The 13232-nt window shown below is 64.4% G+C and carries 12 protein-coding genes; 4 read left to right on the top strand and 8 right to left on the bottom strand.

Translation table 11 applies throughout. The features are described 5' to 3' along the window. Window positions 1-9: 9 nt before the first annotated feature. Window positions 10-1710 carry a DNA-binding protein gene (locus NK8_RS27665; protein ID WP_213232919.1) on the bottom strand — a complete coding sequence of 567 codons (1701 nt, stop codon included), beginning with the start codon at window positions 1708-1710 and terminating at the stop codon, window positions 10-12. Between the two features lie 272 nt (window positions 1711-1982). Continuing rightward, a complete protein-coding gene (locus tag NK8_RS27660; protein ID WP_162069931.1) occupies window positions 1983-2291 on the bottom strand; it encodes a DUF4148 domain-containing protein in 309 nt (102 codons plus the stop codon). 256 nt (window positions 2292-2547) lie between these two features. Between NK8_RS27660 and NK8_RS27655 the strand changes: the two genes are divergently transcribed. Beyond that, the gene (locus NK8_RS27655) at window positions 2548-3477 is read left to right on the top strand and encodes a LysR substrate-binding domain-containing protein (RefSeq protein WP_162069932.1); all 930 of its coding nucleotides are present in this window, start codon (window positions 2548-2550) and stop codon (window positions 3475-3477) included. On the opposite strand, the gene NK8_RS27650 is transcribed toward NK8_RS27655, so the two are convergent. Genes NK8_RS27650 through NK8_RS27630 form a run of 5 tightly spaced genes read right to left on the bottom strand, consistent with a single transcriptional unit; the run spans window position 3467 to window position 9044 of the window. After that, window positions 3467-4174, bottom strand: a complete 708-nt coding sequence (locus tag NK8_RS27650) for a transcriptional regulator NanR (protein WP_213232918.1) — start codon at window positions 4172-4174, stop codon at window positions 3467-3469. The two genes, NK8_RS27655 and NK8_RS27650, sit on opposite strands and share 11 nt — an antisense overlap. A 40-nt stretch (window positions 4175-4214) precedes the next feature. Beyond that, window positions 4215-5594 (bottom strand): 3-oxo-isoapionate kinase OiaK, encoded by a 1380-nt coding sequence (gene oiaK / locus NK8_RS27645; protein WP_213232917.1) that lies wholly within the window; start codon window positions 5592-5594, stop codon window positions 4215-4217. After that, the gene (locus NK8_RS27640) at window positions 5591-6835 is read right to left on the bottom strand and encodes a ribulose-bisphosphate carboxylase large subunit family protein (RefSeq protein WP_213232916.1); all 1245 of its coding nucleotides are present in this window, start codon (window positions 6833-6835) and stop codon (window positions 5591-5593) included. The genes oiaK and NK8_RS27640 overlap by 4 nt, the downstream gene beginning before the upstream one ends. Window positions 6836-6850: 15 nt before the next feature. After that, a complete protein-coding gene (locus NK8_RS27635) occupies window positions 6851-7681 on the bottom strand; it encodes a phosphogluconate dehydrogenase C-terminal domain-containing protein (RefSeq protein WP_213232915.1) in 831 nt (276 codons plus the stop codon). 19 nt (window positions 7682-7700) lie between these two features. Then, entirely contained in the window at window positions 7701-9044 is a 1344-nt protein-coding gene (locus NK8_RS27630) for an MFS transporter (protein ID WP_213232914.1), read from the bottom strand. Window positions 9045-9362: 318 nt separating this feature from the next. Here NK8_RS27630 and NK8_RS27625 point away from each other — a divergent pair, with 318 nt between their 5' ends. Next, window positions 9363-9641, top strand: coding sequence for a type II toxin-antitoxin system RelE/ParE family toxin (locus tag NK8_RS27625; RefSeq protein WP_213232912.1), 279 nt, complete (start codon window positions 9363-9365; stop codon window positions 9639-9641). 10 nt (window positions 9642-9651) lie between these two features. Next, a complete protein-coding gene (locus NK8_RS27620) occupies window positions 9652-9948 on the top strand; it encodes a HigA family addiction module antitoxin (protein WP_213232910.1) in 297 nt (98 codons plus the stop codon). A 45-nt stretch (window positions 9949-9993) separates the two neighbouring features. Here NK8_RS27620 and NK8_RS27615 read toward each other — a convergent pair whose 3' ends face one another. After that, complete coding sequence (locus tag NK8_RS27615; RefSeq protein WP_213232908.1) at window positions 9994-11211, bottom strand: hypothetical protein; 1218 nt, start codon at window positions 11209-11211, stop codon at window positions 9994-9996. 324 nt (window positions 11212-11535) lie between these two features. On the opposite strand from NK8_RS27615, the gene aspT reads away from it, so the two are divergent. Then, on the top strand, window positions 11536-13224 hold the full coding sequence (gene aspT / locus NK8_RS27610) for an aspartate-alanine antiporter (RefSeq protein WP_213232906.1): 1689 nt from the start codon (window positions 11536-11538) through the stop codon (window positions 13222-13224). Window positions 13225-13232 lie beyond the last annotated feature (8 nt).

The raw sequence follows: 13232 nt of genomic DNA, 5'->3' as shown, positions 1-13232 counted from the left end.
AAACGTGCGTCAGGATTCGATCTTCGACATCACCGCCGTCGCCGGATCATAGCGATAACCCTTCTGCGCGAGCTGTTGCGCCATCTTGTCGCCGATCAGCTTCTGCTGCGCCTCGCGCAGCACGAGTTCGTGGTCCGGCTTCATGCGCTCCAGTTCGACCGCGAGCCTGCGCATCAGCGCGACTTCGCCGGTGCTGCGGGCATCGATGAAAAGAATCTTCTCGTTGGCCACATCGAGCCGCTGACGCAAGTCCTTCGCGTAGGTGACCCATTGCTCGGCGTTGGCGCGAAGTTCGTCGTACGCTTTCGAATGCGACTTGGCCTGCGCCGAAACCTGACGCTGCAACGACGCGAGTTCGGACTCTTCGCCCTGCTCCTTCTCGACGAGACGCTTCGCCAGATCGGTCGCGTTCTTCTCGGCGGACTCGGCGCGCTCGCGCAAGGCGTTGACATCGTTCGATACGCGTGCGAGTTCCGTGCCCTGCTCGGCCTTTTCTTCCATCAACGCGCTGATGCGCTTGCGGGTTTCCTCCAGCTCGCCGCTCACGCGCTCGACGTGATCGCGCTGCGCCACGACTTCCGCGCTGCGCGCAGCCGCGCTTTCACGCTCCACCGCCAGCGCGGCGCGCACTTCGTTCAACTCGGCTTCCAGCGCGGCGACGCGCGCGAGACTTTCGCTCGCCTGTGCTTCGGCGGCTTGCGCGCGCGCCTGCGCGGCGTTCGCATCCTGCGACGAGCGCTCGACCTGCGCCGAATTGTCATGCGCAATCCGGGTCAGCGCCTCGTGCTCCTGCCGAAACTGATCGCGCTCCTGCGCAACGCGCTCGAGTTCATCGTCCTTGCCCGACAGCAACGCATGCAGATCCGCGTGATCCTGACGCGCCCGATCACGCTCTTCGGCGATACGCGCGAGGTCCTGGTCCTTGCCGGCGATCAAACCGTGCAATTGCTCGTGCTGCTGTTGCGTCTGATTGCGTTCATCCGCGATACGCGCGAGTTCTTCATCCTTGCCGGCAATCAAACCGTGCAATTGCTCATGCTGCTGGCGCGTCTGATCCCGCTCCTGCGCGATGCGCGCGATCTCTTCGTCCTTCGCGGCCAGCGCCGCGTTCAGCGCATCCTTCGCACGCCGCTCTTCCTCGAGCGACGCCGTCACGGCTTCGCGCTCGGCCTGTTCCATCGATGCGCGCCGCGCCGCCTCCTCGATCTGCGTCTCGGCGGTCTGCGCGCGCGCCGTGGCCGTCCCAACCTCTTCGCGCAGACGTGCGGCCGACTCTTCCGACGCCCGCAACGCGCTCAGCATTTCCGCCATCTGCTGACGGTTCTTTTCGGCTTCGCTGCCGGTCTTCTGGAACTCGGCGAGCGCCTCGTCGCGCTCCGCGAGCGCCGTCGAAAGCCGCTGGTTCACCACGGAGAGGCGCTGGCCGGCGAGTCGTTCGGTGTCGTCGCGGGAAACCGTCCAGAGTCGCCGCGCGACGTTCACGAGCGTCTCGGCCAGGTCGTCGGGAAGTCCGGTCAGGGCCTGCTGCTGCGGCACGTCCGGCGAACGCGCCTCGCGCCAGCGCTGCAGGCCGGCCGCGATGGCGAGGAGCGAACCGCCGCCGGCCGCCTCCCAAACAGTCAGTGGTGAGACCTTGCGGCCTTCTTCGGTCAGGCGATCGGCGATCGACGCGATCTGCTCGACAGTGATGATGTCTACGTCTGTGGGCATAAGCGCCTCGAAAATCAGTGGCGTCGCACTCAAAAAACTGCGATACGTTGTTACATTCGGCTCAATCCGCGCGGGGCGGACAGGGATGATACCCATTTTCCGCGCCCTTCCCTTTGGCCGGATGTCACATCCGGTCAAAAAATGAGATTTTCCCGCAAGAGTGTATCGCCTGCATGGCGATAAGTTCGAAGGGTAATACGCTATTCACAGAAACGTATCAAGCCCGGACGGTCGATCCGTCCGGGCTTGCGAAGATGGCTGAACCCCCGCGCTTACGGCTTCGCGAAAACCGGTCCGAGACCGATGACGTCCGCGTCCGTCGAGCGCGCACCCGACGCGACGCTGCCGCCCGCCGGCGCGCCGTACGCGGTCAGGCCGTGGGCCGCATCGACACGCGCCTGCGCGGCCTGGATGTTGCGCGGGTATTGCGTCTGGTCGCTCGCGGGGTTGTAGCCCGCCTTTTGCAGTTCGACGAGTTGCGCGCGCACCTCGGCACGGGTAATCGGCTGGTTCGACTGCGCGAACGAAAGAGCCGGAATGGCGACAGCGGCAGCGACGATCAGCGATTGAATGACTTTCATGATTTACCTCCGGAGATTGTGATGGAAGGCCGTCTTGCCGATCCGCCGTGTGTTTCGGATCGTTCGGCTTGAAAGTATTAGAACCGCCGGACGTATCCGGCATGTTTCGCGAAACGCGCGTTATGAAACGCCGTATGTCGGCATTCGCCGCAGATACAGTGCGATACAAAGACGCCGCCCGGCCCCGCGCGCCGTCTACAATCGGCGTGTCCGTATCGCGACGGGAAACAATCGAGACCATCGACGGAGGAGACCCATGCAGACCCCGCGCCCTTCGCTGAACGCCCTGCGCGCGTTCGAGGCCGTGGCGCGCCTGCGCAGCATGACGCTCGCCGCGCAGGAACTGTGCGTCACGCACGGCGCGATCAGCCGGCAGGTGAAGGCGCTGGAGGACACGCTCGGCCTCACGCTGCTGGTGCGCTCGGCGCAGTCGTCGGACCCGACGCCCGAAGGCAGGCGCCTCGCCGAAGGCCTCACGACGGCATTCAACCTCATCGACGCGAGCATCGAGCAGCTCAAGCCCGAGCCGCTCACGCTGTCGTGCTCCGCGACCATCATGATGAACTGGCTGATTCCGCGCATCGCCGGCTTTCACCGGCGCTATCCGCAGACCGAGCTGAAGTTCAACATGAACTACGACCAGATCGATTTCGTGCGCGACAAGATCAGCGTTGCGATCCGCGCGAGCACGATCGAGCCGCCGAAGGACGCGCTCACGCGCACGCTCATCGACGAATGGATCGGGCCGGTGTGCTCGCCCGATTACGCGCAGTCGATCGGCCTCGCGACGCCCGCCGATCTCGCGCGCGCGAAGCTGCTTGCCACGCGCACGCGTCCCGAGGCGTGGGCGGACTGGTATCGCGCGACCGACATCGCGCCCGTTGCCGGCGCGAGCGCGGATGCCTACGAGCACTTTTATCTGCTGATCCAGGCCGCCGTGTGCGGGCTCGGCGTCGCACTCGTGCCGCAGATGCTGGTGATGAACGACCTCGTCTCCGGCAAGCTCGTCGCGCCGTTCGGCTTCGCGCCGGGGCCGCGCCAGCTCGTGCTGTGGGTCGCGCCGCATCTGCGCGCGCACGCCGACGTCGCGCAGCTTGAGCGCTGGCTGATCGAGGAAATGAACGAGAGCCTGAAGGAGATGACCGCGTTCCTGCGCTCGCGCGAGAACGCTGCGCTCAGGACGTGATGAGCGTGCCGTACAGCGCGCTCGCGCGCGACAGATGCGCGTGCATCGCGGCGGCTGCCGCGTCGCCGTCGCGCGACGCAATCGCTTCGACGATGCGTTCGTGCTCCGCAAGCGTCAACGATTCGGCGCCGGGCGCGCGCACCATCGGCCGATAGTATTCGGACGCCCAGTTGAAGATGGATTCGACGATCGACGGATAGATCGGATTGCCCGTGATGTGCGCGATCTCGCGATGAAACGCCATGTCGCAGGCGAGGAATTCGTCGCGATCATCGACCGCCGCGCGCTGCGCCTCGACCCGCTGCACGAGCCGCGCGATGTCCTCGTCCGACGCCTTCCCGGCCGCCATGCGCGCCGTGCCGGTTTCGAGAAAAAGCCGCGCCGCTTTCAGATGTTCGAGCATGTCCGGTTGCGTGCGCAGCAGATGCATCGTGCCGATGGCGATCTGCGCGATGAGGCTCTGCGCGGTCGGCACGACCACACGCGCGCGCTCGCCATGCGCGATCTCGACGATGCCGGAGCGCTCCAGCGTCTGCAAGGCCTCGCGGATCGCCGGACGTCCCACGCCATAGGCTTCCATCAATTCGCGCTCGGACGGAAGCTGCGCGCCGGGCGCGATCTCGCCCGAGCGGATGCGCTCCATCAACCGGTCCAGTACGTCCTGATACAGCTTGCGCCGCTGAATGATGTCCGCCATCGGAATTGCCCGTCTTCGATGATTCTTCGCGCCGACCTTATCACGAAGAAGCCGCGCGCGAAGCGCCGTCGCGCACGTTGCCGAAGAAAGACACGCCGCCGATCTGCCCGCCTTTCAGCACGATTTCGAGGCCGTCGCGCGCGGGATCGTCGGACCATGCGCGGCACAGCGGCGCGCCCGGCGCCATGCCCGCCGCGACGCTCAATGCGCCGATGCCCAGCGTGCTCGCCACTTCGCCCGAGCTGTCGCCGCCCGCGACGACGACGCGGCGCAACGGCGCGCGATCGAGCAACCGGCGCATGACGTCGGCGAGCGTTTCGCCGACGCGGCGCGCAGCTTCGGCGCGGCTCAGGCCGGCGTCCGATGCGATGTCGTCGAAAGCGAGCACGGCGGGATCGTCCGGGCCTTCGGCGCTGAACACGAGCGGGCTGCGACCTTCCCTCACGGCTTGCGCCGCGACGCCGACCACGCGTTCGATCTCGGCTTCGCGCGCACGCGCATCGAGCGCGCGGCGCAGTTCAAGCCGCTCGACGCGAAAGCCGTTGTCGCGCGCCCAGCGAATCTGCCCGGCCGTCACCGGCGAGCAGCTTCCGCTGACGGCGGCGATGACATCGACGGCGGATGCGTCGGGCAGTCCAGGCGTCTGCGGCACGAGGCCTTGCGAGCGCCAGTGCGCCGCGAGCGCATATTGCAATCCCGACGACGACGCCGTGAACACGCCCTCGCCGCGCCCTTCCCAGACGAGCTTGCCGGCGGCGGCGAGCGTCTCTTCGTCGAGCACGTCGATCATGACGATGGGCGCATCGTCATTCGTCAGCGCGTTCAGGCGTTCGCGAACATCGGGCGAACGCAGCCGCACGAAATCGATCAGTTCGATGCGCCGCTGCGTTTGCTGCCGCAAATGCACGCGCAAGTCCGCTTCGTTCATCGGCGTGACGGGATGACGCGACATCGTCGGATGACGGTCGAGCCGATAGCCTTCGCCATCCACCGCCGCGAACAGATTGCCGAACGCCTGATAGCGCTTCAGACGCGGCGCGCCGACGATCATCGGCGACCACTTGCCGCGCATCCGCGTGACGCCGATATCGATCGCGCGGCCGATCGAGCCAGTGTGCGGCGATGAATCGAAAGTCGAGCAGACCTTGTATTGCAGGATCGGCGCGCCCAGTGCCGCGAGGCTCGCGAAAGCGCGCGGCAATTCGTCGTCCATCCATTGCGGACTGCGCCCGCGCGACGATCCCGCCAGCCCGACGCAGCGCACGTCGGGAAAGCGCGCGAGCAGCTCGGGCGTCGGCGCTTGCAGACAGAGCAGCGTCGGGACGCCGGCGGCGCTCAGCGCTTCCATCGCGTCGGTGGAACCCGTGAAGTCGTCGCCGTAATACGCGAGCAGCAGGCCATCGGGCCATTGCGTGCTCATTTCCAGAACTCCAGTGCGGCCTTCAATGCCGGATTGCGCTCGGCATGACGCGCGAGCGGCACGCCTTCGATCGCCGCGACCCACGCCTCGCGCAACGCCTCGACGCCCGCCGCCACGCCGCCCGGATGACCGAAGATGCCGCCGCCCGCCGTGTGGATCAAATCCGCGCAGCCGATCGCCGCATACGTATCGGCCGCCTGCAAACCGGTCTGGCCCGAACTGAAGACGGGCATCGCGGTCAGCGGCGCTTCGTCCATCACCGGCGACAAGACCGCGCGCGCCGCCGCGATCACGCTTTCATCCGACTCGCTGAACTTGTTGCGCAAGCCGTTCACGTGCAGATGGTCCGCGCCCGCGAGACGCCACAGCATCTGCCACGGCGCGTAGTCCCAGCCGAGCGCTTCGGCGCGCGTCAGATAGCCCCAGCCCGCGCGATGCGCGTGAATCGGCAACTGACTGTGCTTGCGCAACTCGGTCATGCCGACGAGACCGATCGAATTGAGCACCGCCATCACGCACGTGCCGCCCTGTTCGAGCACGAGATCGTGACGACGCTTCATCTGGTCGAGATCGCCGGTCACGTTGAACGCGACCATCACCTTCTTGCCGGTGCGCTCGGCGTGATCGTTCACGACGCGCATCACCGCGCGCACGCGTTCATCGAACGGGCAATGCGAGCCGTCGGCCTGTAGTTCGTCATCCTTGATGAAATCGATGCCGCCCGCGACAAGCGCCTTCACCTGCTCCGCGGTTTCCTCGGGCGAGAGCCCGACGCTCGGCTTGATGATCGTGCCGATGAGCGGCCCGTGTGTCACGCCCGACAGCTTGCGGGTGCCCTCGATGCCGAACGCCGGACCCGGATACGCCGCCGCGAACGATGCGGGCAGGCGCAAGCCGGTGAGACGCAAGCCCGACACCTGCCGCAGCTCGAACAGATTGCCCGCGATGGTCGACATCAGGTTCGGCAGCGATGCGCCGAAGTTTTCGATCGGCCATGACAGCTCCAGCACGCACTGCGTGTAGCGCGCCGATGCCGCGCCGCCCGGCAGACTCGGCGTCTCGCTGTGTCCCAGCACGTCGAGCCGTTCGACGCGCGCGCCCGAACGCGCCTTCAGCTCGGGCGTCTCGTTGGGCAGCGCGATGAAGGTGCCGCTCGATTGCTCGCCCGCGATCGTCTCGGCGGCAATGCGCGGGTCGACGCCGGTTTCGAGCCAGTAAGTGGCGTGGATGCGTTCGGTCACGGTCAGTTCCTCGTTTCAGGTAATACGGCGGATGCTTTCCGCGATCTCCTCGCGGTCGAACACGTTCTTCCAGTCGTCGCGCATCAGACGCGGCTTGCCGAACTCGATCGCCTTGTTGCACGCATCGGAGAACGCCCCGGGAATCTCGTTGAAGATCACCGCGCCGAGAATGTTCATGTGGCCGAGCAGAAAGTCGCGCGCGGCCTGCTCCGGCACGCCGCGCTTGATGGTTTCATCCATCGCCTCGCGCATCACGTACAGCAGCGTCGCGCAGATCGTTTCCGACAGACCCGGCTCCAGGATCGCCATCTGATCGACGGTCAGGCGATACGAACGCAGGATCGGCGCATAGATCACCTTCGCGACGGCCTCGCCGAGATCGAACGCTTCCTCCGGCCCTTGCATCAGCGCGCTGACGATCGACTGCTTCGCGTGCGCGCCGCCGAAGTGATCGTGCACTGACTTTTCGTCGAGGTCGTAGTTGAAGATGATCGGATGGCACGGATGCGCGACGAAGTACGTCAGGTCCTTGCGGTCCGGAAGGTGGCCGGCGAACGGCGCGGCGGCATCGAGTGTCATGACCATCGTGCCGGGCGTAAGCTTCGGCGCGATCTCGTGCGAGAGCTTGCCGATCAGCGTATCGGGCACGGCCAGGATCACCACTTGTGCGCCGTCGAGCGCGGCATCGGCGGACACGCATTCGATGCCCAGTTCATCCTTCAGGCGCTTCTGTCCGGCCGCGCCCGGTTCGACGTGCGCGACGCGATAATCCGACTTCAGCAGATTGCTGGAGAGGCGCACGCCCATCTTGCCGCCAGCTCCGAACAACGCGATCTTTTCCTTCATGTCGATATCTCCAATGTGTTTAATGTGCGTTAGCGGCGACGGCTTCCGGCGTCCGCTCCTGGCTCGTGCGTCCGATGGCGAAAGCGAGCGCGGCGGACATGAGCATCATGGCGCCGACGATCAGCATCGGCAGTTGGTATGAGCCCGTCGCGTCCTTCGCCATGCCGGTGATGTACGGCGCGACGAAGCCCGCGAGATTGCCCACGGTGTTGATGAGCGCGATGCCCGCCGCGGCGGCTGCGCCCGACAGGAAACGCGCGGGCAGCGCCCAGAAGTTCGGCAGCGCGGAGAAGATCGCGCAGGCCGTCACGGTGATCACGGCGATGGTCGCGGCGGGCGAGTTCATCTGCATGGCGAGCGGCACGCTCAACGCGCCGACGAGCGCCGGCACGCCGATATGCCAGGAGCGCACGCCGCGTTTGGTCGCGTCACGGCTCCACAGGAACAGCGCGAACGCGGCGGGCAGGTACGGAACCGCCGTGATCAGGCCTTTCTGGAACACGTTGAAATGCGTGCCGAAGCGCGCCTCGAAGCCGCCGATGATCGTCGGCAGGAAGAACGCCAGCGCATAGAGACCGTAGATCAGGCCGAAATACATCAGCGCGAAGAGCCACACGCGTCCGCTCATCAGCGCGGCCATCGGACTGCCGTGGCCTTTGGCCGATGCGCCCTTCGCGCGCTCTTCCTCGTCCAGACACGTGACGAGCCAGTCGCGCTCGGCGGTCGTGAGCCACTTCGCGTCGGCGGGTCTGTCGGTCAGATAGAACCACGCGATCACGCCGACGAGAATCGCCGGAATCGCGACGCCGAAGAACATGATGCGCCAGCCGGCGAGATCGAACAGCCCGTTGGCCTGGATCAGCAGCGCGGCGAGCGGCGCGCCGATGACGATCGTGAGCGGCTGCGCGAGATAGAACAGCGCGAGAATATGGCTGCGATGCTTCGCCGGCACCCACATGCTGAGGAACAGGATCGCGCCGGGGAAGAAGCCTGCTTCAGCGACGCCCAGCAGAAAGCGCAGCGTATACAGCCCGTTGATGCTGCTGACCCACGTGAACAGCAGCGCGACGACGCCCCACGTGACCATGATGCGCGCGAGCCAGCGGCGCGCGCCGAACTTGTGCAGCGCCAGATTGCTGGGAATCTCCAGCACGATATAGCCGATGAAGAACACGCCCGCTGCGAACCCGAATTGCGCGGCGGTGAGACCGAGATCCTTGGTCATCCCGTTCGGGCCGGCGAAGGAAATCGCGGTCCGGTCGAGAAAGTTGATGAAGAACATCAGCGCGACGAACGGCACGAGCCGCCACGACACTTTTCTGATCGCCGATTGCTCGACGGACTGCGTTTCTGCAACGTTCATGTCTCCTCCAGACTTAGCGCACGGATGTGGTCAACTGGTGTGATGAGTAGACCACTGCTGGAGGGGTGGTAAATATAGGTGGAAACGCCGAAAGGCCTCGATTTTTTCTCACATCTGGGTGCGTTAAGGTCACCGCCGTCGCCCAGAATTAAGCAGATCCTATTGCAGAAAACTCACATCGATCGCGGTGACGTTCTGGAGCGCTCACATTGACGCCGTCCGCCAACATCTGTATAGTGCAGCTATACACTATACAACCACTATCAGTGCCCATTGGAGTAATGCAAATGACTTATCTTTTCAGGCATTGGGAGGACCATGATCAAGTCATGGCGACACAAAGGGCTCGAGGAATTTTTCATTCGAGGAAGTAAGGCAGGCATCAGGCCGGATCACGCGTCGAAACTTAGGCGTCAACTGGCTCAACTCGATGTCGCCCAGTCTGCGCAGGACATGAACGTTCCAGGCTGGAGACTGCACGGACTGGACGGCAATCTGGCCGGTCACTACTCCGTGAGCGTAAACGGAAACTGGCGGATGACGTTCAGGTTCGAAGGCACCGACGCCGTCCTGGTGGATTACCAGGACTATCACTGAGGTTCGGAATATGACTCAAATGTTCAACCCGCCGCACCCGGGTGAAACGCTTCGGGAAGACGTCCTTCCCGAGCTTGGTTTAACGGTTACTCAAGCGGCTGAGCAACTCGGCGTTACGCGCGTGGCGTTGTCGCGCGTGCTGAACGAGCGCGCCGGCGTCTCGCCCGAAATGGCACTTCGGATCGAGGGCTGGCTCGGCGTGGAGAATGGCGGACGTGCGGATCTGTGGCTGGCCCGGCAGGCAACCTACGATTTGTGGCAGGCGCGATCGAAAGGCATGCCGAAGGTCGAGCGCGCACATCTCTAAGTTATCTGTCGAAGACTCAACGGCCGCTGGGAGACGCAGACGCTGCTATTCCCTTTGCCTGAACTCAGCGGCCTCCCGCGTGACGCCCTCGCATTCCGACGCAAAACTCATCCACATATCGCCGAAATCCCGCTCCAGAAGCTTGCAGTGGATCTGATAGAGCATCGAATTGCGTAGCCGCTGCATGTCCCGCTCATCATAGGAGCACAGCAGGCTATGCAGTTTCACCTCGATGTCCCGATACGCCTGCGCATCGGGGCAGGCATCGACTTTCATTGCGATGAAATCAGCCGGGTAAGCGTCGATGAATTCCGCGACATCCGGATAGCGCTTCCGATCGTCGAATCGCGACACGTTGTCCAGTTCATTGAAGAAGTGATATTCGACGAACGGCTGGTCATACGTGTTGTACTTCCATCGGCCGGGTTCGATCCCGAAGCACACGCACAGCATTCTTCCGGCGATCTCGTGTGTGTCGCCGTCCTTGAGTTCCTCGATCAGCTTCTCGCGAAAGCCATTCCGATAACCGAGCGTGACCAGATTCGCATGTTCGAGCTCGCGTGCGATTTCTGTCGGGAATTCGTTGGCCTGTTCTTCGTCGAGCCGCTTCGCTTCGAGAAGATCCTGCAATGCTTCGAAGTGCCGGATTCGCTTGCCGAAAAGATTCGCCCGATTGATGTACGGCGCCGGATTCGCGCTTGCCTCGATGGAACGCGTGTAGCAATCGATCGCTTCCGTGGACCGGAATTGCAGCGCATGGCGCATTCCCTGTTCGAAGAGCGCCTTGCCTTTTTCATGTGCAGCGTCGTGATCGCCCTTTTCTTCGCATGCATCGTTCGCTGCATGAAGGTGTGCGCGCGCGAAATCTTTCGTGAAATCGGCAGCGCCCACGATCTGCGCGGAATGGCTGAAGCCTTCCTTTTCAAAGCTGGCGGCTGCGGTCATCACCGCGTTGGCCACGCGCTGTTGCGAAAACCACGTCTTCGCCTGTTCCGCCGACATGCCGGCGTCGACGGCCGCCTTGGTCGTCTCGATCACGAGCTGCTTCTGAAACGCCGGGTTGAGAATCGATGTCGGCAACGTGGCGCTGCCCGCCTGCGCGGCCGCGCGGGCGCTGGCTTGCGCGTCCAGATAGGCGGCGCGGGTTTTCGCCGCCTTGCCTCGCAGATAACCGCGACCGAGCAGGATGGCGACGTAGGCGATCAGAGACAGGCCGGTCGTCGGCCAGGCGAGGAACAGGGCCACGAGAAAAAGCAACGCCATGAAAGAGCGAACTCCGTTTGCACCAAGAAGACCGGCCGCGCGTGGCCGGTCAGACGTGAATATCCGTACACGTCGATATCGGCATGTCGGCGGATATCTTTAGATTCATCGTGAAACTCGATTCACAACTATCAATAATATATTTTTCATAGATTTAATCGAATGCCTATATTGCGTAATTAGATTATCGGTACCAACGACGACGCCTCTAAGTTGGCGTCGTCAAGGCTTCGCGCGCATTTCAGGCTGGAAAGTCAGTTGAAATTTCCGTATGGAATTTAAAAGCAATCCATTCGAATAGACGAAATTTCCGGGGACGCGTAGATGATCGCTGAATTGTTCAGGTCTCAGCCGGAAATTGCGTTGTTCGCGAGTCTTGCATTCGGATATCTGATTGGCTCTTTCAAGATCGGCCCGATCCAGTTGGGCGGCGTGTGCGGCACGCTCATCGTTTCGCTGCTGCTCGGCCAGACGGGTGCGCGCCTGTCACCCGACCTCAAGAACGTCGCGTTCGCGCTCTTCATCTTCGCGCTCGGCTTCACCGGTGGCCCGCAGTTCTTCGCCAATGTCGGGCGCGGCTGGCGCTATGGGGTTCTGTCTATCGTCGAAATCGTCTCGGTGCTCGTGCTCGTGTTGCTCGCCGTCGCGCTGCTGCATCTCGATCCCGGCACGGCAGCGGGGCTGCTGGCGGGCGCGGCGACCGAATCGGCCGTGATCGGCACGGCGTCGGAAGCTGTCTCGAAGCTCGGCTTGCCCGACGCCGACACGCTGCGCCTGCAGGCGAATATCGTCACCGCCTACAGCGTCAGCTATCTGTTCGGGCTTATCACCATCGTGCTCTTCACGAGTCAGTTCGCGGCGCTGCTGATGCGCGTCGATCTGCGCGAAGAAGCCGAGCGCGTGTGGCGCAAGCTCGGCGGCGGCGATTCGCTGGGCGATGGCGAGCGGCTCGCCGCGCCCGCGCTCGTGGGGCGCGCGTTTCGCGTGGGCCGCGCGGCGGGCATCACGGTCGGCGCGTTCGAGGCGCAATACGGCCACAACCTGACCGTCGAGCAGATCGAGCGCGGCGGCGCGCCGCTGGCCGTCGCGCCTGACCTGATGCTCGCGGCTGACGATCTCGTGCTGGTCGGCGGGCGGCGCGAGGCGCTGATCGAGGCAGCGCCGACGCTCGGTGAAGAGGTCGCGTCGGGTCATCATTTTTCGACGGCGCTCGCCGACATGGTCGACGTCGTGCTCACGCGCAAGGACGCCCACGGCGCGACGATCCGTCAGTTGCGCGAGCGCGCGGACCCCGCGCAGGGACGCGGCATCTACATCGCGGCCGTGACGCGGATGGAGAACCGCGTGCCCGCGCTGCCCGGCACCGTGCTCAATCGCGGCGACGTGCTGACGCTGGTCGGCGCGAAGGCCGACGTGCTGCGCGGCGCGCAGCGGCTCGGTTATCTGCTGCCGGCCACCTTGAAGACCGACTTCGTGTATCTCGGCCTGGGCGTGCTGGTCGGCATGGCGATCGGCCGGCTGTCGGGCACGTTCGGCGGCGTCACGCTCGCGCTCGGCACGGGCGGCGGATGTCTGCTGTCGGGACTGCTGTTCGGGTGGATCCGCTCGTTCCATCCGATCGTCGGTTCGCTGCCGCCGGCGGCAGCGCAGATCCTAAAGGACTTCGGGCTCGCGACCTTCATCGCCGCAGTCGGCCTTTCGGCCGGGCCGGATGCGATCAAGCTCGTGCATCAGTACGGCCTCGCGCTGCCGGTCGTCGGCATTCTGATGGTGCTGGTGCCGGGTCTGCTTTCGCTGTGGATCGGCAGGATGTTCCTGAAACTCGATCCGCCGATGCTGCTCGGGGCAATCGCCGGCCAGCAGTGCAGCACGCCCGCGATCAGCGCGCTCGTGGCCGTCACCGGCAATTCGACGCCCGTCATCGGCTACACGATCACCTATGCGCTGTCGAACATTCTGTTGCCGCTGATGGGGCCGGTGGTCGTCGGGTTGGCCGCGCAGTTCCAGGGCTGAAGGGGCGC

This window comes from Caballeronia sp. NK8 (assembly GCF_018408855.1).
Classification (GTDB): Bacteria; Pseudomonadota; Gammaproteobacteria; order Burkholderiales; family Burkholderiaceae; genus Caballeronia.
Note: the sequence above shows the minus strand (reverse complement) of the source record. Positions and strands in the feature narration are given on the sequence as shown.

Excerpts from the sequence above, each read along its gene's own strand:
- NK8_RS27665 (WP_213232919.1), bottom strand. The coding sequence starts at position 1,710 with ATGCCCACAGACGTAGACATCATCACTGTCGAGCAGATCGCGTCGATC.
- NK8_RS27660 (WP_162069931.1), bottom strand. The coding sequence starts at position 2,291 with ATGAAAGTCATTCAATCGCTGATCGTCGCTGCCGCTGTCGCCATTCCG.
- NK8_RS27655 (WP_162069932.1), top strand. The coding sequence starts at position 2,548 with ATGCAGACCCCGCGCCCTTCGCTGAACGCCCTGCGCGCGTTCGAGGCC.
- NK8_RS27650 (WP_213232918.1), bottom strand. The coding sequence starts at position 4,174 with ATGGCGGACATCATTCAGCGGCGCAAGCTGTATCAGGACGTACTGGAC.
- oiaK (WP_213232917.1), bottom strand. The coding sequence starts at position 5,594 with ATGAGCACGCAATGGCCCGATGGCCTGCTGCTCGCGTATTACGGCGAC.
- NK8_RS27635 (WP_213232915.1), bottom strand. The coding sequence starts at position 7,681 with ATGAAGGAAAAGATCGCGTTGTTCGGAGCTGGCGGCAAGATGGGCGTG.
- NK8_RS27630 (WP_213232914.1), bottom strand. The coding sequence starts at position 9,044 with ATGAACGTTGCAGAAACGCAGTCCGTCGAGCAATCGGCGATCAGAAAA.
- NK8_RS27625 (WP_213232912.1), top strand. The coding sequence starts at position 9,363 with ATGATCAAGTCATGGCGACACAAAGGGCTCGAGGAATTTTTCATTCGA.
- NK8_RS27620 (WP_213232910.1), top strand. The coding sequence starts at position 9,652 with ATGACTCAAATGTTCAACCCGCCGCACCCGGGTGAAACGCTTCGGGAA.
- NK8_RS27615 (WP_213232908.1), bottom strand. The coding sequence starts at position 11,211 with ATGGCGTTGCTTTTTCTCGTGGCCCTGTTCCTCGCCTGGCCGACGACC.
- aspT (WP_213232906.1), top strand. The coding sequence starts at position 11,536 with ATGATCGCTGAATTGTTCAGGTCTCAGCCGGAAATTGCGTTGTTCGCG.